The organism is Thioalkalivibrio sp. AKL17 (genome assembly GCF_000377885.1).
Taxonomy (GTDB): domain Bacteria; phylum Pseudomonadota; class Gammaproteobacteria; order Ectothiorhodospirales; family Ectothiorhodospiraceae; genus Thioalkalivibrio; species Thioalkalivibrio halophilus.
In genome coordinates this window covers 63833-84913 of record NZ_KB898769.1, presented here as the reverse complement: position 1 = coordinate 84913, position 21081 = coordinate 63833, and the positions used below count along the sequence as shown (strand labels likewise).

Sequence of the window (21081 nt, the reverse complement as noted above, 5' to 3'; positions counted from 1 at the left end):
CGGGCCGAAGGCCCCGGTCCGCAACACCATGGACCGACTGCAGCCCAACCCGGTTCCGCGCGACCCGCCGATCATAACCCCGCCAAAAAATGGGTTTGACGTGACCCCGGTCACCTCTCGTCCCCCGACAGCGGTGATAGAGTGAGACCCAACGCTCAATTTCCACGTGATCATGGCCCAGACCTACCGAATCCCGCCCCGGCTGCTGCAGCGCGTCTGGACCCCGTTCATGGATGCGCTCGAGGAAAAGAACCGGGCCTTCATGAACGAGCTCGACGACCGTCTGATGGAGGCATCCGAGAAGGCGATCGACAGCCATCGCGCGCAGCATAGCCTGATGCTCTCGCGACGCATCCGCATGGCCAGCCAGCAGGTTCTGCAGCACTTGCGCACGGGCCTCGGAGAACGACTGACGCCGGATGCGCCCGGTGACGTTGCCGGCGAACTCGAGCTCACCCTGATGGACAACGAGGACACCGAACGCGAAGTCGCCCTGCGCAAGGTCGTGGCAGGTGCCCGCGCGGCCATGCCCCGGGAAATCGAGGCCCTGGAACAGCTCACCCGCGACTACTCGCTGGCACCCGCGCCGGAGTCCGCCCCCTGGCACCCACACGCCCTGGGCGAAGCGTTCCTCGAAGCGGTCGAAACCATACCCCTGTCGGGCGAGGAATCCCTGATGATGCTGCACTGGTTCGACCGCGACGTGGTCCGCGACCTGCAGCCGGAGATGCAGGACCTGATCCACGGCTTCGGCGAGGCCGGTCTGGCCGTCCCCGAACTCGAACCGGTAACGCGCTCGCGCAACACCAACGCCGGTGGACCGGCAACCGCCTCGGGGCCGGTCGCGGGCACCGACCAGGCTGCCGCGACGTCCGACCCGGGCACGGCGGCACCGGAGAGCCACTGGGGCCAGTTCGGCTACGTCGTTCCGGCCGGAGAACGCGGCATGGTCCCCGCCGAGGGCGGAGCCATGCCGCAGGGCATGCCCGGCACGCTGGCCGTGGCCACCATGGTCCAGAACGCCCCCAGCCGCGAGTCGCTGGAACCGTTCATCATGGACCTGCTGCAAGGCCTGTTCGACCTGATCCTCAAGCGCGACGATCTCAACCCGGCGCTGCGCGAACCCCTGGCCGATCTGCAGCTGCCGCTGGTGCGCATCTCCCTGCGCGACAGCAGCTTCTTCCGCGACAAGCAGCACCCGGCACGCCAGATGACGGGTCAGCTGCTCAATATCGCCCTGCGCGTGGACCCCGACCTGGACCTGAAAGATGCCCGCGAACTGCCACTGGCACGGCTGGTCGCGGAACACGTCGAGCGTCTTCGGGGTGCCGGTCTCGACAGTGCCGACGCCTACCACAGCGCGCTGCAGGCCCTGCGCGAAGATCTCGAGCAGGTCGAATCCGAGATCGAGACCGAAGCGGCCGAAGAACGCCGCGCGGCGGAACACGAAGAGACGCGCATCGAGGTCTCCTGGCAGATGGAGACCACCGTGCACCAGACGGTGGAGACCGCCGGCCGGGGCCTGCCCGACCAGGCCCGCCAGCAGCTGATGGACGCCTGGGTCCCGCTGCTGACCGCCGAGGAAACCGCCCGCCTGGAAACGACCTCCGAACCCCGGGGCCGGGGGGACGCCGCCACGGCGGCCCCGATGGAGGACAGCGAACCGGGGTCGCCTCGGGAGTCCGGCGACTCCGCCCGCTCCACGGAGGCGGCCAATGCGGGCGGGACTGCCGACGAGGCCCCGACCGCGGACACTGGCACATCCACCGCCGATGACGCGCCAGAAGCTGACGACGGCCGGGAGTCCCCCGCCGGCCTGGCCCTGCTGGAAGAACTGCTGCAGCTGATGCGCGAAGCCCCGGACTTCAAGTCCTCGGCACCGCTGCTGGCCCGGATCCGCGGGTATCTGGACAAGGCCCCGCTGTCGGCAGAGGAGCGCGCCCGCATCAAGTCCGACCTGGTCAGCGCGCATCTGATGGCCGCCGGGCGCAAGCCGACCCACACCGAAGAGGCAAAACCGGCCGCGGAAGAGGAAGCCGCCACTGGCGAAGCCCCCGCAGCAGACAGTACCGACTCCACGGACACCGCGAGCCGCAGCGATCAGGCCTCCGACAAAGGCAGCGAACAGCGCACTCGCGAACACGGCCGCCGCAGCGAGGGCCGCTCGGCGGCCAGCCCGTTCGCGACCGCGGCGCGTCTGCCGGATGACGACCCGTCGCTGATGCGCGACCACGACGACGAGCACGTGGACACCGCCGACAGCCTGGAATCGGGCACCTGGATCCAGTTCACCTCGCCCGCCGGCACCCGGGTCACGCGCATGAAGCTCGTCTGGCGCGGCACCCACTCCGGGCGCTTCCTGTTCACCGATGCCGCCGGCCGCAGCAAGCGCCAGCACAGCCTCCAGGGACTGGCCCAGGAGTTCCGCACCGGGCGCGCGCAGATCATCCCCGAGGAATCCCTGTTCGATCACCTGATGGAGCAGAAGCTGGGCACGGAGGGGTCGGCCGACGCCACCGGCTGACATCTGCCGGCTTGCCCCCTCCGCCAGCGAACTCTTCGCGGCCAGGGCCGCTCCTACGGCCCGTAACCCCCGCCGCCCGGGGTATGGATCTCCACCGCATCGCCCGCTTCCAGCGAACGCCGATCGCAGCCCTGCAGGCGCTCGCGGCGCCCGTCTGCGCGGATCAGCCAGTCCTCGCCCGCGGCCGCATCGCCACCACCACACAGCCCGAACGGTGCCACGCGCCGGCGGTTGGCCAGCAGGGTCAGCTCCATCGGTTCATCGAAACCCAGACGGCGAATGACCCCGTCGCCGCCGCGCCACCGGCCCGTACCCCCCGAACCCGCGCGCAGCGCAAAGCGCTCCACCCTCACAGGGAAGCGGCTCTCCAGGACCTCCGGGTCGGTCAGGCGCGAGTTGGTCATGTGGGTCTGCACCGCACTGGCGCCGTGGTGCCCGGGGCCCGCGCCGGCACCCCCGGCGATGGTCTCGTAATACTGGTGACGGTCGTTGCCGAAGGTCAGGTTGTTCATCGTGCCCTGCGCGGCCGCCTGCACGCCCAGGGCGGCGAACAGGGCATCGGTCACCGCCTGCGAGGTCTCCACGTTGCCCGCCACCACGGCGGCCGGCGGCACCGGGTTGAGCATGCAGCCTTCCGGCACCCGCAGATCCACCGGATCGAGGCAGCCGTCATTCAGCGGTACCGGGTCGTCCAGCAGACAGCGCAGCACGTACAGCACCGTGGCGCGCACGATGGATACCGGCGCATTGAAGTTGTCCGCGCGCTGGGCCGAAGTCCCGTCGAAATCGATCACCAGCCGCGCATCTTCCGCCGCCCCGGGCAGATCCGGGGTCACCGACACCACGATCTCCGCCCCGTTGTCCAGCGCACAGCGATAGCTGCCGGATTGCAGGTCGGGGATCAGGCGCCGCACTGCCTCGGCCGCATTCTCCTGCACATGCTGCATGCTGGCGGTCACCAGCGCAGGGCCGCTTTCGGCCAGCAGGCGGTCCAGTTCTTCGAGGCCGCGCCGATTGGCCGCCACCTGTGCCTCCAGGTCGGCGCGGTTCTGCGCCGGATTGCGCGCCGGCCACGGACCGGACGTCAGCAGCGTCTGGAGGATCTCGCCATCGAACTGGCCATCGCGCACCAGCCGCACCGGCGGGATGCGCACGCCTTCCTCCTCCGGAGCTGAAGAGAACGCCGGCATCGACCCCGGCGTGATCCCGCCCACATCGGCGTGATGCCCGCGCGAGGCCACGAAGTAGCGCAGTACCGCCGGGGTCGCCGGGTCACTCGTGACACCGCCCGCGGCGTCCAGGAAGACCGGCGTCACCACCGTGATGTCCGGCAGGTGGGTCCCGCCGTTGAACGGATCGTTGAGCATGTACGCGTCACCCGGACGCAGGTCGTCGCCGAAGGCCGCCACGATCGCGCGCACGCTGGCGCCCATGGAGCCCAGATGCACCGGCATGTGCGGCGCGTTCGCCACCAGCCGGCCGGCCCCGTCAAACAGGGCACAGGAAAAATCCAGGCGCTCCTTGATGTTCACCGAATGGGCGGTGTTCTGCAGGGTGAAGCCCATCTGGTCGGCAATCGCCATGAAGCGGTTGTTGAAGACCTCCAGCCGCACCGGGTCGCGGCGCTGCGGGTCATCGCGCCGCTTGCGATCATGCGCCGCCGCGGCAGGGTGGTGCTCCAGCACCAGCGTGCCGTCCGCGGCCATGTGGCCCCGCCAGTCCGGCTCCAGGATCACCGTGCCAGTGGCCTCGATCACGATCGCCGGCCCGTCCAGACGCATGCCGGGGCTCAGGGCCTCGCGGCGGTACAGCGGCACCTCGCGCCACTGCCCGGCGGTGAACATCGCCACCCGCTCGCCGGCATCCGCCGGAGTCCCGGCCGGGTCAGCCCCGGTTTCCGCGCCGCCACCGTCCGCGGGATTCTCCGCCCCCGGGCCGATCGCCTCCACCGTGGCCACCGCCACCACCAGGCGACGATCCGGCGGCGCAAAGCCGTAGCGCTGGCGCCAGGCCTGCGCAAACGCGTGCAGCATGGCCTCGGCCGACCCGGCATCCACCTCCAGCGTGGAGTCCGATCCCTCCACCCGCAGGTGCACGCGCCGGCGCAGCTGCAACTGCGCAGGATCCACCCCCTGCGCGGTGAGTTCGTCGCGGGCCGCGGCCTCCAGCTCGCCCAGCGCGGCCTCCAGGCCGGCCACGCCGTCGCCTTCCAGCGGCAGTTCCAGGCTCGCCTCGTGCAGCGCGCGCAGTTCCGCCAGCCCCATGCCGAAGGCCGACAGCACCCCGCCCAGGGGATGCAGCAGCACGTGCCGCATGCCCAGGCGTTCGGCCACCCGGCAGGCATGCTGCCCGCCGGCCCCGCCGAAGCAGACCAGCGCATAACCGCCGACGTCGTGCCCGCGCTGCACCGAAATCGTCTTGATCGCGCGCGCCATGTGTTCCACCGCGATCTCCAGCAGGCCTTCGGCCAGCGCCTCGGGCGACGGCGTCTCGTCCTGGGTCGCCCCCACCTCGGCCGCCAGCGCGGCAAAGCCCTCCGCCACCGCCCCGGCATCCAGCGGCCGGTCGCGATCCGGCCCGAACACCGCCGGGAAATACTCGGGCCGCAACCGCCCCAGCTGCAGGTTGCAGTCGGTGACCGTCAGCGGGCCGCCCTGACCGTACGCCGCCGGACCCGGCTGCGCCCCGGCCGACTCCGGCCCCACGCGCAGGCGCATGCCGTCGAACCGGCAGATCGACCCGCCGCCGGCCGCCACGGTGTGAATGTCCAGCATCGGCACGCGCAGGCGGACCCCGGCCACCTCGCTCTCCTGACGCCGCTCCAGCTCGCCCGCCAGATGCGCGACGTCGGTGGAGGTCCCGCCCATGTCGAAGGTGATCAGGCGCTCGAAGCCCAGCGGGCCCGCGGTGCGCAGCGCACCGACGATGCCCCCGGCCGGGCCGGACAGCACCGCATCGCGCCCGCGGAAGCGTTCGCCATCCACCAGTCCGCCGGAGGACTGCATGAAGCGCAGCGGTACCGTCCCCAGCTCGGCGGTCACCTGACGCACGTAGCGTCGCAGCACCGGCGACAGGAAGGCGTCCACCACCGCCGTCTCGCCGCGCGGCACCAGCTTGATCAGGCCGCTGACCTCGTGGCTGGCGACCACCTCCTGGAAACCCAGCTCGCGCGCCAGCGCGGCCACCGCCTGCTCGTGCGCCGGGAAGCGATAGCCGTGGACGCAGGCCACCGCCAGCGCGCGATACCCCTCCGCCCGCGCCGTCTGCAGGCGCGGGCGCAGGTCCTCCAGATCGGGCGAGCGCAGCACCCGTCCGGCGGCATCCACGCGCTCGTCCACCGGTTCCACCCGGTCGTACACCGGGGCCGGCAGGTGGATGTCGCGGACGAACAGCTCCGGGCGCGCCTGATGCCCGATGCGCAGCGCATCCTCCAGACCCGCGGTAATCACCAGCACCACCGGCTCGCCCTTGCCTTCCAGCAGGGCGTTGGTGGCCACCGTGGTGCCCATGCGCACCTCATGAATGCGCGACTGCGGGACCGGCTTGCCCGGCCTGAGCCCGAGGAGATCGCGAATGCCCTGCACCGCCGCGTCGGCGTAGGCCTCGGGGTGCTCCGACAGCAGCTTGTGCGAATGCAGCCGCCCGTCCGGATCGCGCGCCACGATGTCGGTGAAGGTGCCACCGCGGTCGATCCAGAAATCCCAGGCCCGCGTATCCGCGTGCCGGCCGCGGGCTTGTGCGTGAGCGTCGCCGCCCGCCATCATTGCGCCCCGAACCCGCCCACGCATCGCAGGGAAACGCAGACCCCCATGGATCCCGTCACCCACGCCAGTCTCGGTGCCGCCATCGGCGGCCTCGTCCTCGGTTCACGGCTGGGCCGCAAGGCCCTGGTACTCGGCGCGCTGGTCGCCCTGATTCCGGATCTCGACATCCTCATAGCTTACGGTGATGCGGTCTCCGATTTCACCCTGCACCGGGGCTTCAGCCACTCCATCCCGGTGCTGCTGTTATTCTCGGCGGCGGCCGCCGGGGTGCTGTCGCGGACCCCGGCAACGCGCGACATCGGCTTTGCCCGCTGGTGGTGGTTCTTCGCCCTGGTGCTGATCACGCATGTCCTGCTCGATGCCCTGACCACCTACGGCACGCAGATCCTGTGGCCGCTGCCGGTGGGCCCGGTGGGGACCGCCTCGATCTTCGTCATCGACCCGCTGTACACCCTGCCGCTGCTGATCGGGGTGATCGTCGCGGCCTTCTGGCGCTTCGCGCCCCGGGCGCTGGTGGCCGGGCTGGTGCTTTCCACCGCCTACGCCGGCAGCGGCCTGGCCCTGCAGGCGTGGCTGGACCGTCACATCCAGCCCGCGCTGGCCCAGGCCGGACTGGAGGAACAGCCCCGGCTGATCCAGCCCACCCCGTTCAACATGCTGGTCTGGCGGGTCACCGTCATCAACGGCGACCACTTCCACGAGGCCTGGGTCGGGATCTTCGACCAGCCGATCCGTCCCGATTTCGAGACCTTCCGGCGCGATCCGCACGGACTCGAGGAAACCGCGATGGACCTGGAAGACGGCCGGCGCCTGCGCGAATTCAGCGGCCCGTTCCTGCGCTTTCACGCGCAGTACGACGAGGACCGTCCGCCGCGCCTGGTCGCCACCGACATCCGCCTGGGCGGCCCCGGCTACTTCCCCTTCGGCTTCGCCATCGCCGAACGCGAAAACGGTGAATGGCAGCCGATCAGCAGCGAACGGGTGCGCGAGGAAGGGCCGCTGGACGACGCCCTGCACGCGCTGGCGCGGCGCGCCTTCCAGCCCGATCGCATTGGCTGCATGGGCGATCTGGCCGGGCCGGAGTACTTCGTGACCAATCCTCCACCGCGCTGCCGCATGCGCATGGGTCTCCCCGGCGCCCACCCCGGCGATCCGATCCGGCCGCGCCTGTAGAGAAACGCCGATCCATGTGCCCACCCGGAGACCGCCATGGTGGACACTCGCCCGGGACGCCCCCGGAGGCCCCGGCCAGCGGGATCTGCGAGCTGTGCGGGCGACACGAAGGCCTGACCCGGCACCACCTGATCCCACGCAAGCAGCACCGGCGTCGGCGCATCCGCCGCCGGTTCCCGCGCGCCGAACGCGAGGGCCGCCTGCTGCAGGTCTGCCGCCCGTGCCACGACCACATCCACCGCCAGTTCGACGAACAGACGCTCGCCGAACGTCTGAACACTCGCGAGGCCCTGCTGGCCGAGCCTGTCATCCGGCGCTTCGTGGAATGGATCGCCGAACGTCCGCCGGGTTTCCGGCCCCGCCGCTGACCCCTGCCCCCGACACCGGCTCTTGAGCCCGGCGCCGCCGCGGGGTAGCGTCTGGGTCATGCTGTTCTCCGAACTCACCTCCGATGGCCTCACCTATCGCATCACCGGGCATGCCCCCGGGGCGATCGGGATCAATGATGTCGCCTATCACGCCAGCCTGATCGTGCGGCCGCGCTCGCTGCATGCGGACTGGCCGGTGCGCGCGGCCGGCGAGCTGGATCTCGCGGCCCTGGAGCCGATCCTGGAAGAGCCCCCGGAGGTCCTGCTGATCGGCACCGGCGAGGTCAGCCGCTTTCCGCCGCGCGAACTGCGGCGCGAACTGCAGCGGCGCGAGCTGGGGGTGGAGATCATGGACACCGCGGCGGCCTGCCGCACCTACAACCTGATCATGGCCGAGGGCCGCGACGTGGCCGCGGCCCTGATCGTGGAACCGGCAGAAGCCTCCGCCGGCGATTGAGTCGATGCCCAACCGGGCTCGGGAGCCCGGCAGCACTCAGGACCCGGGCAGCACCTCGTCGCCCTTCATTCCGCGCGATTCCAGAAGCCGCCGCAAGCGCTTGAGCGCATCCATCTGGATCTGGCGCACGCGTTCGCGCGTGACCCCGATCTCCGCGCCCACCTTCTCCAGCGTGGAGCGCTCGAAGCCGTGCAGACCGAAGCGGCGCACCAGCACCTCGCGCTGCTTCTCGTCGAGCAGGCCCAGCCATTCCTCCACCAGATCCTGGATATCCTGATCCTCGAGGATGGACGAGGGTTCCACCGCATTCACGTCGGCGAGGATATCGGTCAGCGAGCGATCGCCCTCCGGCCCCGGCGGCAGGTCCATGGAGGTCGAGGGTTCGGACATCGCCCGCAGTCTCTGGATCTCGGCCACCGGCTTTTCCAGGCGCGCGGCCAGTTCCTCTTCGCTGGGATCGCGCCCCAGCTCCTGGGTCAGCTCGCGGGCCACCCGCGCATGCATGCGCAGTTCCTTGGAGACATGCACCGGAATGCGGATCGTGCGTCCCTGATTCATCAGGGCGCGTTCGATCGTCTGGCGGATCCACCAGGTCGCATAGGTGGAAAAGCGAAAGCCGCGCTCGGGATCGAACTTCTCCACCGCATGCATCAGCCCGAGGTTGCCCTCCTCGATCAGATCCAGCAACGCCAACCCCCGGTTAAGATAGCGCCGGGAGATCTTCACGACCAGACGCAGATTGCATTCGATCATGCGCCGCCGGCCGGCCTCGTCGCCCTGTCGCGCGAGGCGCGCATAGTGGCGTTCTTCTTCCGGAGTCAGCAGGGGACGGAATTCGATGTCGCGCAGGTAGAGCTGGATGGCATCCAGCTCCGCGGGGCGGGCGTCACGCAGGGTACGGGGCCGCACCTGCACCTCGTCCTCGGGCACCCCGGATTCGACGGGGTCGGGGGCTTCTTTTTCCAGGGCGAACCCGCCACCCTCGTCCCGCTCTTCTTCCGCCGGTTCGTGCAATGCCGGCTCTTCCAGCGGAGATTCCGGATCCTCGCCTTCAGCGCCGTCGAGATCGACCGGGTTCCGGGGCTCTTTCATGCGTGATCCTGTAATTTGACTGCTTCGATTCATCGATCCGGAAGGTAGCTCGCCGGGTCAACCGGGGAACCGTCCACGCGGATCTCGAAATGCAGCATCGGCAGATCCGTCCCCGATGCGCCCAGGCGCGCAATTTCGTCGCCGCCTTCCACCGTGTCGCCTTCTTCCACCAGCAGCCGGTCGTTGTGGCCGTAAGCCGACAGGAAACGCTCGTCATGGCGAACGATGATCATCCGACCATACCCCACCAGACCGCCGCCTGCATAGACGATCTCGCCACTGCGCGCGGCGCGCACCGGATCCCCGACCTCGCCACCGATTCCGAGTCCCTGTCGGGTGCTCGCGCTGTCGGAAAAACCCCTGACCACCTCGCCGTCGGCCGGCCACACCCACTGGCCGTCGCCACGCGGTGCAGGCGGCGGATCGGGTTCCGGCTCGGGATCGGGTGCGGGCGCCGAAGACGCCCCGCCGCCGTTTCCGGACGCTTTTCCGCCGGAAGAAGACGATCTCGAGCTCCCCGCCGTCTCGCGCGTGGGTGCCGGCGGTGGCGAGGAACGGGCCGGACCGGTCAACCGCAGACGCTGGCCGGGATGGATCGTGTAGGGCGCGCCGATCGCATTGCGTCGTGCCACCGCCCGCCACTCCAGCCCGTAGCGGCTGGCAATGCTGTACAGGGTTTCACCGCGCGACACGGTATGCGTATCGGGAACCCGGGAATCGCCCGGCGTGCGCAGCGCACATCCGCTCACGGCCGCCGCCAGCAGGGCCGCCAGCAACACGAAAATCAGGCCGCGCAGCACCCTCTCGTGCATGCTCACTCCAGGGCCAGATACACCGCGATGGCCACCACGAGCACGCCGATCCCGGCCCAGCCGATGCGTTCCATGTAGGGGCGCAGATGGCGCTCGGCGCGCGGCCCCGCCCAGGCCATGAACAGGGCCACCAGAAAGAAACGCGCACCGCGCCCCAGCAGCGAGGCGAGCACGAACGGCAGCCACGCCATGGCCAGGGCCCCGGCGGTGATGGTGAAGAGCTTGTAGGGAAGCGGCGAGAACCCCGCCACCAGCACCACCCACACCCCCCAGGTGGCGAACCAGTCCTCGGCCTGCGCGAGCTCCGCGGCGTAGCCGATGTCCCGCAGCCACGGGCCCAGCCACTCGAACGCCAGCCAGCCGGCGAGGTAACCCAGCACCCCGCCGATCACCGAGGCAACCGTGGTCAGGGCGGCCAGATACCATGCCCGCGCCGGCGACGCGGCCGCCATGGGCGCAAGCATGACATCCGGCGGCGGGAACGGCAGCACGAACGATTCCACCAGGGAGAGACCGGCCAGGTAGCGGGGGGCATAACGGTGACGGGACCACCCCATCACCCGATCATAAACCGGCTCGAACAGTTTCATCGCGGCGCGATCCCGGACACGTCGCTACTGCTCCGCACCCGGGAGCATGGGCACGAACATCACCCCGTCGAGGACATCGCGGACAAACGCATCCTCGGTGCGCGTATAGCGGACCAGATGCTGACGGCCGTCCGCGCTCTCTACCGGGGCCACCAGACGCCCGCCGGGAGCCAGCTGGGTCAGCAGGGTCTCGGGCACCTCGCGCGGAGCCGCGGTGAGAATGATCCCGTCATACGGTGCGCGCTCGGGCCAGCCCTCCGCCCCGTCCCCGTGGCGCAGGTTCACGTTGTTGATGCCCAGCCGGCTGAGCAGCTCGCGCGCGCTGCGGGTGAGCGCCTGAATCCGCTCGATCGAGTACACCCGGTCGACGATCTGCGCCAGCACCGCCGCCTGATAACCGGACCCCGTGCCGATCTCGAGCACGGTACTCACCGGCCCGCCCTCCAGCAGGGCCTCGGTCATGCGGGCGACGATGAACGGCTGGGAGATGGTCTGGCGGTGTCCGATGGGCAGCGCGATGTTCTCGTAGGCGCGATGGCTCAGCGCCTCCTCCACGAACAGATGCCGGGGCGTGCTGCGGATGGCCTCCAGCACCCGTGGATCGCGGATTCCCTGCTGTTCGAGGATCCGGACCAGGCGGTCGCGCGCCCGTCCCGAGGTCAGCCCGGCACCCGAGGCGTCGCTCACCATGGTGTACCTCCCTGGTGGTGATCCCCCGGCGCGGCACCCTCCAGCCAGCGCCCGACGGTGTCGATCGCGTCGTAACGAGTGAGGTCCACCTGGATCGGCGTGATCGAGACGTAACCCTCGCGCACGGCATGAAAATCGGTCCCGGGACCGGCGTCCTGCTCCGGCCCTGCGGGACCCACCCAGTAGATCTCCCGCCCGCGCGGATCCTGGTCGGCGACCATGGGTTCGGCGCGATGGCGGTTCCCCAGGCGGGTGGTCTGCACGCCCTGGATCGAATCGAACGGAATATCCGGGACATTCACGTTGAGGATGGTCGCCGCCGGCAGCGGGACCTGCCGCAGCCGATCCAGCAGATCCAGCACCACGCGCGCCGCGGTGTCGTAATGCCGCAGGTCGGTCCCCACCAGCGACACCGCGATCGAGGGCAGGCCAAGGAAGCGACCCTCCATGGCCGCGGCCACGGTCCCGGAGTACAGCACGTCGTCGCCCATGTTGGCCCCGGCATTGATGCCGGAGATCACCAGATCCGGCTCCTCCTCCAGCAACCCCGTCAGCGCCAGATGCACGCAGTCGGTGGGTGTACCATCGACCTGCACACCGGCGTCGCCCACCGATCGGGCGTGCAGCGGCCGCACCAGCGTCAGGCTGTTGCTGGCGCCGCTGCGGTCGCGGTCCGGTGCCACTACCCGGACCTCGGCCACCGTTCGCAGGTGGTCGGCCAGGCACTGGATGCCGGGGGCATGGATTCCATCGTCGTTACTGACCAGAATGCGCATTCGGGAGCCGGAGGCTTTGAAAGGGTCTTCAATATACTGGAAACGGCTTCGGGACATGCAGTTTCCTGCCTGTGCCGGAGCCTCGGAAAGCGAGTATCCTGCCATGAATTCCGGGGACGGTCCCAGCGATTTCGACGAGTTTCTGCGTGCGGTGGGCCCGGTACGCCGGATTCACAGCGACCGCGCCGAGAAGGACACGCCGCGCCCGCCCGCCCGCGCCGCCCAGCGCGACCGCGACGAGGAACAGGCCCGGCGCGACTGGATGAGCGATCCGCTGGAATTCGGCGACCTCCAGCCCGGCGACGAGCTGCGTTTCAGCCGCGCGGGCATCAGCCAGCGGGTGTTCCGCAAGCTGCGCGGCGGCCATTACCGGATTCAGGACGAACTGGACCTGCACGGCCTGTTCGCCGACGAGGCCCGCCAGGCGGTGGCCGGCTTCATCGACGAGGCGCGCGCGGATGACCGCCTGTGCGTGCGCATCATCCACGGCAAGGGCCAGCGCTCGAGCCCCCGGGGCCCGGTCCTCAAGGGGCTGACCGACCACTGGCTGCGCCAGCGCGACGACGTGCTCGCGTTCTGTTCGGCACGTCCGGCCGACGGTGGGACCGGCGCCGTATACGTCCTGCTCAAGAAACGCCGGGATCCGTCCTGAGTGACGCCGCTATCGCCGCGGAACATTAGCACTGGACGGCATGTTGATTTAGATCAAGTCCAGAGTTACCTTGACCGTTATCAGCGGATTGCCGCAGCCGCATGCCGCCCGGGTTGCAATCCCGCACGGGCTGCGAGACCATCCTGTACAAGCCTTGTACAATGAATGCATCCAAAGGCAACGGAAACTGCGACGAAGAGGTCCTGCTCATGAATCACTGGAAACTTGCCCCCATCGCCCTCGGCATCGCGGCCCTCGCCGCAGGCTGCTCCAACAACGAGGCAACCACGACCGCCGAAGAACCGGCAGCCACCGAGGTCAGCGAAGAGGAAATCGAACAGCGCGCCATGGAGAGCCGTGAGGCCATCCAGCAATTCGCCAGCACCCTGCAGGGCGAACTGATGAGCGCGATGGAAACCGGCGGCCCCACCGAGGCCATCCAGGTCTGCAACGAGGTGGCCCCGGAGATCGCCGCGGACATCTCCGCCGACACCGGCTGGGACGTCGGGCGTACCAGCCTCAAGCTGCGCAACCCCGACAACGCCCCGGACGAGTGGGAGCGCGCGGTGCTGGAAAGCTTTGACGCCGAAGTCGCCGCCGGCACGCCGGCCGACGAAGTCGCCCCGTCGCACGAAGTGATCCAGACCGAGGATGGCGCGCGGTTCCGGTTCATGGCGGCGATCCCGACCGGCGGTCAGTGCCTGGCCTGCCACGGCGAGGACATCGACTCCGACATCAAGCACGCGCTGGAACGTCTCTATCCGGAAGACGAGGCTACCGGCTACCAGGCCGGGCAGGTGCGCGGGGCATTCACCATCACCCAGGAGATGTAACACTCTCCGGAAATGGCGATACGAGAAGGGCCGCATCAGTGATGATGCGGCCCTTTCTTTTTGCGCTCTACTCCAACAGGCCCCCGGCAGGACGATTGAACAAACCGAATTCCTGCAGGGACAAAGGGACAAACAAGTGGCTTTATGACAGTCTGTAAAGTTGACGGATGGAACCTATAGAATCGAAGACATGACGCGAACCATTGATGCCGAGCTGCTCGCCCTCGCGGTCGACGCCTCCAACGACGGCGTGGTGATTGCCGAACGCGAAGGCAACGACAATATCCTGATCTACGTGAATCGCGCGTTCGAGGAGCTCACCGGGTATCGTTCCGAGGAGATCCTCTACCGCGATTGCCGTTTTCTGCAGAACGACGACAACGACCAGGATGCCGTGCGCGAAATCCGCGCCGCGCTGGACGAGGATCGCCCCTGCCGCGTGACCCTGCGCAACTATCGCAAGGACGGCTCGCTGTTCTGGAACGAGCTGTCGCTGACGCCCATCTTCAACGACGAAGACCGGCTGACCTACTACATCGGGATCCAGAAGGACATCACCGCGCGCGTCGAGGCCGAAGAACGCGCCGAACGTGCGGAGCGTCAGCTGGCCGGCTCCGGCTGACCCGCCAGCAACCCCGGAGCGACCCGGAGTGACCCCGGGGGTCACTCCCCGGCCGACGTGCGCATCAGGGCCTCCACTACACTCGTGGCATATTCTCCCGGGCCCAGTTCCAGCTGCAGACGCAGCACCCGCGACGTCTCCCATTCCCACTCCATGGATCGCGGCACCAGACGCAGCGCCCGGCGCGCGGCCTTCAGACCCTCGGCCTCCAGGCCACGGACCAGCACCTCGTGCTGCGCGGCCACCGCATCTTCCAGCTCGCGCACCTCGCCCGCGGTGCCCGGATCCCCGCGCCCCCACAGCGGCCCGGTGGGATGCACGTCGAGCCGCGCGGCGCGCGCCTCCAGCTCCGCATCCACCGACTCCGCGGTGAACACGCTGCCGGTGCCATCCAGGTTGACCCGCTCGCCCGGCAGGATGCGGTCCCAGTCGCCACGGCGCACGCGCTCGGCCAGTACCGCGTTGAACAGTTCCGCCCGCGCCGCGGACAGCAGCAGGCTGCGCTGATTGCGCCCGCGCGGACGCCGACCGCCGCCCAGCCAGTCGTACGCCCGCTCGCGGTTGGCATGCCCGAAGCGCTGTTCGCCGAAATACGCCGGCACGCCGCCGGCGCGGATCCGTTCCAGGACCTGCTCGGCCATGTCGCCATCGCCCTCCAGCTCGCGCAGGCGCAGGGTGAAACGATTGCCCGCCAGGTGCCCGGTGCGCAGCTTGCGGGCATGGCGAGCGTGCCGACAGACACGCAGCCAGGCGTCCGCGGCGATCGCCTCGCCGGGTTTCGGCACCGCCCATGACGCCGAATCCACCTCCGGCGCGCAGGCCACGCTGAACCACTGCCGGGTCACGGCATGACGATCCTTGCGCCCGGCGTAGCTGACCGCGCCGCGTCCCACGCCCGCGGACCGCGCGATCCACACGGCCACGTCCTCGGTGTTCAGGCCGCGCTTCTCGATCTCCAGCCACAGATGCTCGCCCGCACCGTCCGGCAGGGTAGCCGGAAGCTCCTCCACCCGGAAATCCTCCGGGCTCGCCTTAAGCCGGCCTTGCAGCGGGGCCTCCCAGGGCCACACCGGGGCATTCCCGGGCGCGGTCACGGGCTCGCCGCCGGTCGTGCCACGTCATCGCGCAGATAGACCGGCTGCGCATCCGCCGGATCCACCGCCTCGCCGCGCTCCCAGGCATCCACCGCCAGCAACGCCAGGTCAAAGGCGTCCGGCAGGGCATCGGGATCCACCCGTTCGTCGGCCAGTCCGCATTGCCCGGCGAGTTCGGGGAAGGCACGAAAGCCGGTCCCCAGCCCCAGCCGCTCCCCCGCCGGCCATTGCGCAGCCACCGCCTCCGGCGGCGCCACGGCCTCCGGTGCCGGCAGGACCCGCTCCCCGGCCACCGGGCACAGGCTCCAGTAGACCTCGCCCATGCGCGCGTCCAGCGCGGCCAGCACCGCCGCCGGGGCCGGCTCCGGCGCCAGCCGCAGGCCCTGCTGGGCCAGCACCTGCAACGACGACACCGGGACCACCGGGCAATCCAGGGCGAACGCCAGGCCCTGCGCCACGCCCAGCCCCAGCCGCACCCCGGTGAAGGCCCCCGGACCGCGTCCCACCGCCACCGCATCCAGCGAATGGCGGTCGATCCCGGCCTCCGCCAGCAGGGTCTCGACCTGCCCCAGGATCAGGTCACCGTGACGCTGCGGTGCCCGCTCCGACAGCGAATACAGTTCGCCGTCCACCCACAGGGCGGCGGAACAGCGTTCGGTGGCGGTGTCGATGGCGATCAGGCGCATGCGTGGCGCTCCCGGGCCCGTTGCAGAAAATCCAGCGCCGCCCGCGGGCGGGTCGCTTCGTGGAACGGCGGCAGGCTGTTGAGAAAGCGCTTGCCGTAGGGCTTGCCGTCGATGCGCGGATCGCACAGCGCGAGGATGCCGGTGTCCGAACCGTCGCGGATCAGACGGCCGGCGCCCTGCTTCAGCGCCAGCACCGCCTGCGGCAGGCTGAACTCCATGAACGGGTGCCGGCCCTCGGCTTCCAGCGCCGCGGCGCGGGCCTGCAGCACGGGATCGTTGGGCGCGGCGAACGGCAGACGGTCGATCACTACCACCGACAGCCCGGTCCCGCGGATGTCGACGCCTTCCCAGAAACTGTGCGCGCCCAGCAGCCAGGGCCGTTCGGCGGCGCGGAAACGCTCCAGCAGCTCGCCACGCGACTGCTCCCCCTGTACCAGCAGTTCACGGTCCTCCGGCAGATGCTCGCGCAGCAGGGTCGCGGCCTCCTGCAGCGCACGATGGCTGGTGAACAGGAAAAATCCGCCGCCCGGTCCGTCCTTCAACAGCGGCCAGGCCCAGCGCAGGCAGGCACGGGTGTAATCCGGCGCGTTGGGGTCCGGCAGCGGCGGATCCGGGCGCAGCAGACAGGCCTGACGGGCAAAGTCGAACGGGCTGTCCAGACGCGCGGTAGCGACGTCTCCGGGCAGCCCCAGGCGGCGCGCCGCGTGGGTGAAGTCCTCGCCCACCGCCAGGGTCGCCGAGGTGAAGACCCAGGCGGCCGGGCGCGCCGCGCGGCGCTGCGCCAGGGGTCGCGCGGCATCCAGCGGGGTGCGATGCAGGGTCAGGCTCTGACGGAAACGCTCCAGCCAGGCGACCGTGTCTTCGGTATCCTCGCGCCACGCCGACAGTCGCTCGCGCAGCAGCTCGCAGCGCGCACGCAGCTGTTCCAGCCCGGGCGCCCGCGGCGCCGCGACCTGGAGGGCATCGTGCAGCCAGCGCAGCGCGTCGTCCAGGGCGTCCAGCTTCGGCCCCAGCGCCCCGTCGGGGTCGGCATCCTCCAGACCGGCGCGCCCTTCGTGCCCCTCGGTCACCTCGAGCAGACCGCCCGCCGCGGCCTCCACCTCGGCCACGCGCTGGCGCATGTCGGTCATCTCCGGGGCATGCTGCTCCTGCTCGCGGCGCGTGTCGCGCGCCAGTTCGCGCAGGGCCCGCGTGCTCAGGGCCACGCCGAAGAACGCCCCGGCGATCTCCGGCAGCTGATGCGCCTCGTCCACGATCACCGCGTCGACCTCCGGCAGCAGCTCGGCGAAGCCCTCTTCCTTCAGCGCCATGTCCGCCAGCAGCAGGTGGTGGTTGACCACGATGACATCCGCCTCCTGCGCCCGGCGCCGCGCGCGCACCACGAAGCAGTCGTCCAGATGCGGGCATTCATTGCCCAGGCAGTTGTCCACCGTCGAGGTCACCTGCGGCCACAGCGGCGAATCCTCGGCCAGCAGGCCGGACTGGCTGAGATCCCCGCTGTCGTCGGTGCGCGCCATGGCCTGCAGCTCCTGCAGGGTATGCAGACGCTCGGCCCGCGCGCCGGCGCCGGTGGCCCCGGCGGCATCCGCTTCCGCGACCTCCAGCCGGTAGTGGCACAGGTAGTTCGAGCGCCCCTTGAGCAGCGCGGTCTTTGGCTGATACCCCAGCGCTCCGCAGACCACCGGAAGGTCCCGATGGTAGAGCTGGTCCTGCAGGGTTTTGGTGCCGGTGGAGATCAGCGCCCGCTTGCGCCGCTGCAGGACCGGGACCAGATAGGCATAGGTCTTGCCGACCCCGGTGGCGGCCTCCACCAACAGGGCCGATGGCGCGGTGGCCACGCCTTCCTCCACCGCCGCGGCCATCGCCTGCTGGGGTTCGCGCGGCCGGAACCCGGGGACCGCCTCGGCAATATCGCCGCCCGGGCTCAGGGCCCGCACGGCCGGCGAAGCGGCGGACTCAGACACGTTCGCCCCCGAGCGCGCGCAGGGCTTCGCGCGCCTCGCGCGCGCCCTCCGTATCGTCCCGGCCCTCACGGGCCTGCAGGATCACGGTCCAGTTCTCCCGTTGCAGGTCACGGTCGTTCCCGGCCATGCCCAGCGAACGCTGCGCCAGCCGCTCGGCCTGATCGAAGTTACGCTGTTCCAGTCGCACCACAGCCAGGCGCTGCCACAGCCGGGCATCCCGCGGCGCGATGCGCAGGGCCCGCTCCAGCAACTGGCCGGCGCGCGCCAGCTCGGCATCCGCGCGCGCCTGTTCGGCGCGCTGCGCCAGACCCGATGCTGCGCTGTCCACCCCGGCGGCCAGCTCCGGATCCTCGGCCGCCCCGGGCTCGACCTCCAGGACCTCGGGCTCGGGCACATCGGTCGCGGGTTCCTCCGGCGCGGGACGCGGCTCCGGGGTCGCGCAGCCGGCCAGGATCGCGAGCACGGCACAGCCGGCCAGCAGCCGCACGGCGCGCGGGGTGCGGTGCACGGAATGTTCGCCTTGTCGCAGCTTCATCATCATCGGATATACCCGCTCAATCCTGATTGCGGAACATGCGGCCGAACCAGCCGCCGGCGTCGCCGTCCGCCTCGCCCTCGCACTCGGCCACCGCCTCGGGGGCCGAATTCTGCCAGAACGGCAGGCGCCTGACGCGTTCGCAGGCGTGATCCTCGTCCACGATCCGTGCCCCGGACTCCAGGTCGATGTCGTGATATTCGATGGAAGGATGCCGACCGTCCTCGATCGATCCACCCGGCAGCTCCCCCATGATGCCGGCCCAAACCGGCGCCGCCCCGGAACCACCGGTCAGGCCGGTCGCCCGATTGTCGTCCATGCCCAGCCAGACCACACCCACATGGCGATCGTCGTATCCGGCAAACCAGGCATCGCGAAAATCATTGGTGGTCCCGGTCTTGCCCGCCAGGCGGCGCTGCGGCAGGCGCTGACCAATCACCCGACCGGTGCCGTCCACCGTCACGTCATGCAGGGCCTCGCCGAGCAGACGAATGGCCCCGTCCGGCACCGCGCCGCGCAGTTCCAGCCCGTAGTGCGACAGGACCTCGTCGTCGGCATCCAGGACGTCGCGGATGGCGCGCGTGCCCGTGGCGTAACCGCCGCTGGCCAGCCCCTGATAAAGCCCCGCCACCTGCAGCGGGGACAGCTCCAGTGCGCCCAGCGCCAGCGACGGGTTGGGGGCCGGGGTGGCCTGCAGCCCGAAGGTCTGCAGGATATCCACCAGCTGAGAAACCCCGATGCGATCGGCCAGGCGCACCGTGGGCACGTTGTAGGACTGTACCAGGGCCTCCCAGGCCGTGACCTCGCCACGGTGTTCGCGGTCGAAATTGCGCGGGGTCCAGGGTTCCCCGTGCGCCAGCTGCAGGGTCACCGGCCGGTCCTCCAGCAGGCTCGCCAGGGTATAGCGCCGGGGGTTGGTCAGCGCCGCGAGGTAGACGAACGGCTTGACCAGCGAACCGATCTGGCGGCGCGCCTCCACCGCGCGGTTGAACCCCGGATACGCCGGGTTGCGGTCCCCGACCAGCGCCAGCACCTCGCCGGAGCGCGCGTCGGTCACCACCGCAGCGGCCTGCAGCTCCTCCGCATGTTCGCCCGCCCGCGGGGCCACCGCCGCCACCTCTTCGCGCACGCGCTCCTCCACCGCCAGCTGGATCACCGGATCCAGCGAGGTAAAGATGCGCAGCCCGTCGGAGCGCAGGTCTTCGTCAGCGTATTCGGCGCGCAGCTCGCGGCGCACCAGATCGAGGAATGCGGGGAAGCGGCTGCCGCCGGGCATCGCCGGCGAGACATCCAGCGGCATGCCACGAGCCGTCGCCACGGTGTCCGCGTCCGCCAGGCCCGTCTCGTGCATCGCGTTCAGCACGCGGTCGCGCCGCGCCCGGGCCCGCTCCGGATGGCGGCGCGGGTCGTAGTAGCTGGCTCCGCGCGCCAGCCCCACCAGCAGGGCCAGCTGATCCAGGCGCAGCTCGTTCAGCGGACGCTGGTAATAGAACCGGGCCGCCTGCCCGAAACCATGGATGGCACGTTCGCCGGCCTGCCCGAGAAACACCTCGTTGACATAGGCCTCGAGGATGGCTTCCTTGGAGTAGCGATGCTCCAGGATCAGGGCCATCACCGCCTCGTTCAGCTTGCGCGACAGGGTCTGTTCGCGGGTGAGGTAGAAGTTCTTGACCAGCTGCTGGGTCAGCGTACTGCCTCCCTGCACCGTGCGGCCGGCGCGCAGATTGGCCCAGGCCGCCCGGGCGATACCGGCCGGGTCCACCCCGCGATGTGACATGAAACGCCGGTCTTCGATCGCGATCAGGGCACCGATCAGCGCCGGCGGGACCTCGTCGAGATCCACCACCACGCGGTCTTCACCGTGCGTCGGGTAAATACTGCCGATCAGCAGCGGCTCCACCCGCATCAGGTCGACCGCCGCGCCCGTGTCGCGATCCGTGATCGAGCGCACATGGCCACGGTCCATCTGCACCCGCACCGAACGCGCCGGCTCGGGCCCGTCGCCAAAAGTGAACGGGCGCGTGGTCAGGGCCACCGTGCCGTCGTTGACCTCGTATTCCCCGGCCCGGGCGCCCTGGCCGCTGCGCTGATAATTCAGCGCCTCCAGCTCCGTCACCAGGCGCTCACGGTCCAGGCGCCGACCGGGATACAGCTCCAGCGGCCGTGCATACACCCGCGCCGGCAGGGCCCAGCGCTGACCTTCGAACTGGGCGCGGATCTCGCGATCCAGGTTCTGCACATACAGCACACCCACGCCGGCACCGGCCAGCAGCAGACCGAGCAGGGTCCAGGTGCCGGCACGCAGCACGCGACGCAGCCGGCCGCCGGCGGGGCGGCGCTTGCGCGAAGATCGGGAGCGGGAGGAACGCGGCATGGCTCTCGCGGTCTGCAACAGGGACGGGTGAACACGGGCATCTCGCCCGCAACTCGCGCAATGATAACCTGACCC

At 70.1% G+C, this 21081-nt stretch carries 18 protein-coding genes; 7 read left to right on the top strand and 11 right to left on the bottom strand.

Features of this window, described 5'->3' with window-relative positions; translation table 11 throughout:
• The first annotated feature begins 172 nt into the window (after positions 1 to 172).
• Complete coding sequence (locus tag D577_RS0111930; RefSeq protein WP_026289047.1) at positions 173 to 2524, top strand: DUF1631 family protein; 2352 nt, start codon at positions 173 to 175, stop codon at positions 2522 to 2524.
• Between the two features lie 53 nt (positions 2525 to 2577).
• Here the strand turns inward: D577_RS0111930 and D577_RS0111925 are convergent, their stop codons facing one another.
• Complete coding sequence (locus D577_RS0111925) at positions 2578 to 6288, bottom strand: hydantoinase B/oxoprolinase family protein (RefSeq protein ID WP_018947701.1); 3711 nt, start codon at positions 6286 to 6288, stop codon at positions 2578 to 2580.
• 45 nt (positions 6289 to 6333) lie between these two features.
• On the opposite strand from D577_RS0111925, the gene D577_RS0111920 reads away from it, so the two are divergent.
• Genes D577_RS0111920 through D577_RS0111910 form a run of 3 tightly spaced genes read left to right on the top strand, consistent with a single transcriptional unit; the run spans position 6334 to position 8286 of the window.
• Positions 6334 to 7461: a metal-dependent hydrolase gene (locus tag D577_RS0111920; protein ID WP_018947700.1), complete on the top strand. Its 1128-nt coding sequence runs from the start codon at positions 6334 to 6336 to the stop codon at positions 7459 to 7461.
• A gap of 14 nt (positions 7462 to 7475) precedes the next feature.
• Positions 7476 to 7829: a hypothetical protein gene (locus D577_RS0111915; protein WP_018947699.1), complete on the top strand. Its 354-nt coding sequence runs from the start codon at positions 7476 to 7478 to the stop codon at positions 7827 to 7829.
• 58 nt (positions 7830 to 7887) lie between these two features.
• Positions 7888 to 8286 (top strand): Mth938-like domain-containing protein, encoded by a 399-nt coding sequence (locus D577_RS0111910; protein WP_018947698.1) that lies wholly within the window; start codon positions 7888 to 7890, stop codon positions 8284 to 8286.
• 36 nt (positions 8287 to 8322) lie between these two features.
• Here D577_RS0111910 and rpoS read toward each other — a convergent pair whose 3' ends face one another.
• From rpoS to surE, 5 genes are read right to left on the bottom strand one after another with little or no spacing between them, the layout of a single operon-like run.
• Entirely contained in the window at positions 8323 to 9378 is a 1056-nt protein-coding gene (gene rpoS, locus D577_RS0111905; RefSeq protein WP_018947697.1) for an RNA polymerase sigma factor RpoS, read from the bottom strand.
• A 29-nt stretch (positions 9379 to 9407) separates the two neighbouring features.
• Positions 9408 to 10190, bottom strand: coding sequence for a peptidoglycan DD-metalloendopeptidase family protein (locus D577_RS0111900; protein WP_018947696.1), 783 nt, complete (start codon positions 10188 to 10190; stop codon positions 9408 to 9410).
• 2 nt (positions 10191 to 10192) lie between these two features.
• A complete protein-coding gene (locus tag D577_RS0111895; protein WP_018947695.1) occupies positions 10193 to 10780 on the bottom strand; it encodes a YqaA family protein in 588 nt (195 codons plus the stop codon).
• Between the two features lie 24 nt (positions 10781 to 10804).
• A complete protein-coding gene (locus D577_RS0111890; RefSeq protein WP_018947694.1) occupies positions 10805 to 11470 on the bottom strand; it encodes a protein-L-isoaspartate(D-aspartate) O-methyltransferase in 666 nt (221 codons plus the stop codon).
• Positions 11464 to 12246, bottom strand: coding sequence for a 5'/3'-nucleotidase SurE (gene surE / locus D577_RS0111885; RefSeq protein ID WP_018947693.1), 783 nt, complete (start codon positions 12244 to 12246; stop codon positions 11464 to 11466). Before surE ends, D577_RS0111890 begins: the two co-directional genes overlap by 7 nt.
• 103 nt (positions 12247 to 12349) lie before the next feature.
• Here surE and D577_RS0111880 point away from each other — a divergent pair, with 103 nt between their 5' ends.
• The 3 genes from D577_RS0111880 (at position 12350) to D577_RS0111870 (ending at position 14353) form a co-directional block, all read left to right on the top strand.
• Positions 12350 to 12898, top strand: coding sequence for a Smr/MutS family protein (locus D577_RS0111880; protein ID WP_018947692.1), 549 nt, complete (start codon positions 12350 to 12352; stop codon positions 12896 to 12898).
• Positions 12899 to 13245: 347 nt separating this feature from the next.
• Entirely contained in the window at positions 13246 to 13731 is a 486-nt protein-coding gene (locus D577_RS0111875; RefSeq protein ID WP_371180233.1) for a DUF3365 domain-containing protein, read from the top strand.
• A gap of 190 nt (positions 13732 to 13921) precedes the next feature.
• Complete coding sequence (locus tag D577_RS0111870; protein WP_018947690.1) at positions 13922 to 14353, top strand: PAS sensor domain-containing protein; 432 nt, start codon at positions 13922 to 13924, stop codon at positions 14351 to 14353.
• 41 nt (positions 14354 to 14394) lie between these two features.
• On the opposite strand, the gene truD is transcribed toward D577_RS0111870, so the two are convergent.
• Genes truD through mrcB form a run of 5 tightly spaced genes read right to left on the bottom strand, consistent with a single transcriptional unit; the run spans position 14395 to position 21006 of the window.
• Positions 14395 to 15423, bottom strand: a complete 1029-nt coding sequence (gene truD, locus D577_RS0111865; RefSeq protein WP_026289046.1) for a tRNA pseudouridine(13) synthase TruD — start codon at positions 15421 to 15423, stop codon at positions 14395 to 14397.
• 20 nt (positions 15424 to 15443) lie between these two features.
• Positions 15444 to 16133 carry a tRNA (adenosine(37)-N6)-threonylcarbamoyltransferase complex dimerization subunit type 1 TsaB gene (tsaB, locus tag D577_RS0111860; protein ID WP_018947688.1) on the bottom strand — a complete coding sequence of 230 codons (690 nt, stop codon included), beginning with the start codon at positions 16131 to 16133 and terminating at the stop codon, positions 15444 to 15446.
• Positions 16124 to 18097 carry an ATP-dependent DNA helicase gene (locus tag D577_RS0111855; RefSeq protein WP_026289045.1) on the bottom strand — a complete coding sequence of 658 codons (1974 nt, stop codon included), beginning with the start codon at positions 18095 to 18097 and terminating at the stop codon, positions 16124 to 16126. Before D577_RS0111855 ends, tsaB begins: the two co-directional genes overlap by 10 nt.
• Positions 18090 to 18638 carry a tetratricopeptide repeat protein gene (locus tag D577_RS0111850; protein ID WP_018947686.1) on the bottom strand — a complete coding sequence of 183 codons (549 nt, stop codon included), beginning with the start codon at positions 18636 to 18638 and terminating at the stop codon, positions 18090 to 18092. The genes D577_RS0111855 and D577_RS0111850 overlap by 8 nt, the downstream gene beginning before the upstream one ends.
• A gap of 13 nt (positions 18639 to 18651) precedes the next feature.
• A complete protein-coding gene (mrcB, locus tag D577_RS0111845) occupies positions 18652 to 21006 on the bottom strand; it encodes a penicillin-binding protein 1B (RefSeq protein WP_018947685.1) in 2355 nt (784 codons plus the stop codon).
• Between the last annotated feature and the right edge of the window lie 75 nt (positions 21007 to 21081).

Excerpts from the sequence above, each read along its gene's own strand:
- D577_RS0111930 (WP_026289047.1), top strand. The coding sequence starts at position 173 with ATGGCCCAGACCTACCGAATCCCGCCCCGGCTGCTGCAGCGCGTCTGG.
- D577_RS0111925 (WP_018947701.1), bottom strand. The coding sequence starts at position 6,288 with ATGATGGCGGGCGGCGACGCTCACGCACAAGCCCGCGGCCGGCACGCG.
- D577_RS0111920 (WP_018947700.1), top strand. The coding sequence starts at position 6,334 with ATGGATCCCGTCACCCACGCCAGTCTCGGTGCCGCCATCGGCGGCCTC.
- D577_RS0111915 (WP_018947699.1), top strand. The coding sequence starts at position 7,476 with ATGTGCCCACCCGGAGACCGCCATGGTGGACACTCGCCCGGGACGCCC.
- D577_RS0111910 (WP_018947698.1), top strand. The coding sequence starts at position 7,888 with ATGCTGTTCTCCGAACTCACCTCCGATGGCCTCACCTATCGCATCACC.
- rpoS (WP_018947697.1), bottom strand. The coding sequence starts at position 9,378 with ATGAAAGAGCCCCGGAACCCGGTCGATCTCGACGGCGCTGAAGGCGAG.
- D577_RS0111900 (WP_018947696.1), bottom strand. The coding sequence starts at position 10,190 with ATGCACGAGAGGGTGCTGCGCGGCCTGATTTTCGTGTTGCTGGCGGCC.
- D577_RS0111895 (WP_018947695.1), bottom strand. The coding sequence starts at position 10,780 with ATGAAACTGTTCGAGCCGGTTTATGATCGGGTGATGGGGTGGTCCCGT.
- D577_RS0111890 (WP_018947694.1), bottom strand. The coding sequence starts at position 11,470 with ATGGTGAGCGACGCCTCGGGTGCCGGGCTGACCTCGGGACGGGCGCGC.
- surE (WP_018947693.1), bottom strand. The coding sequence starts at position 12,246 with ATGCGCATTCTGGTCAGTAACGACGATGGAATCCATGCCCCCGGCATC.
- D577_RS0111880 (WP_018947692.1), top strand. The coding sequence starts at position 12,350 with ATGAATTCCGGGGACGGTCCCAGCGATTTCGACGAGTTTCTGCGTGCG.
- D577_RS0111875 (WP_371180233.1), top strand. The coding sequence starts at position 13,246 with ATGGAGAGCCGTGAGGCCATCCAGCAATTCGCCAGCACCCTGCAGGGC.
- D577_RS0111870 (WP_018947690.1), top strand. The coding sequence starts at position 13,922 with ATGACGCGAACCATTGATGCCGAGCTGCTCGCCCTCGCGGTCGACGCC.
- tsaB (WP_018947688.1), bottom strand. The coding sequence starts at position 16,133 with ATGCGCCTGATCGCCATCGACACCGCCACCGAACGCTGTTCCGCCGCC.
- D577_RS0111850 (WP_018947686.1), bottom strand. The coding sequence starts at position 18,638 with ATGATGATGAAGCTGCGACAAGGCGAACATTCCGTGCACCGCACCCCG.
- mrcB (WP_018947685.1), bottom strand. The coding sequence starts at position 21,006 with ATGCCGCGTTCCTCCCGCTCCCGATCTTCGCGCAAGCGCCGCCCCGCC.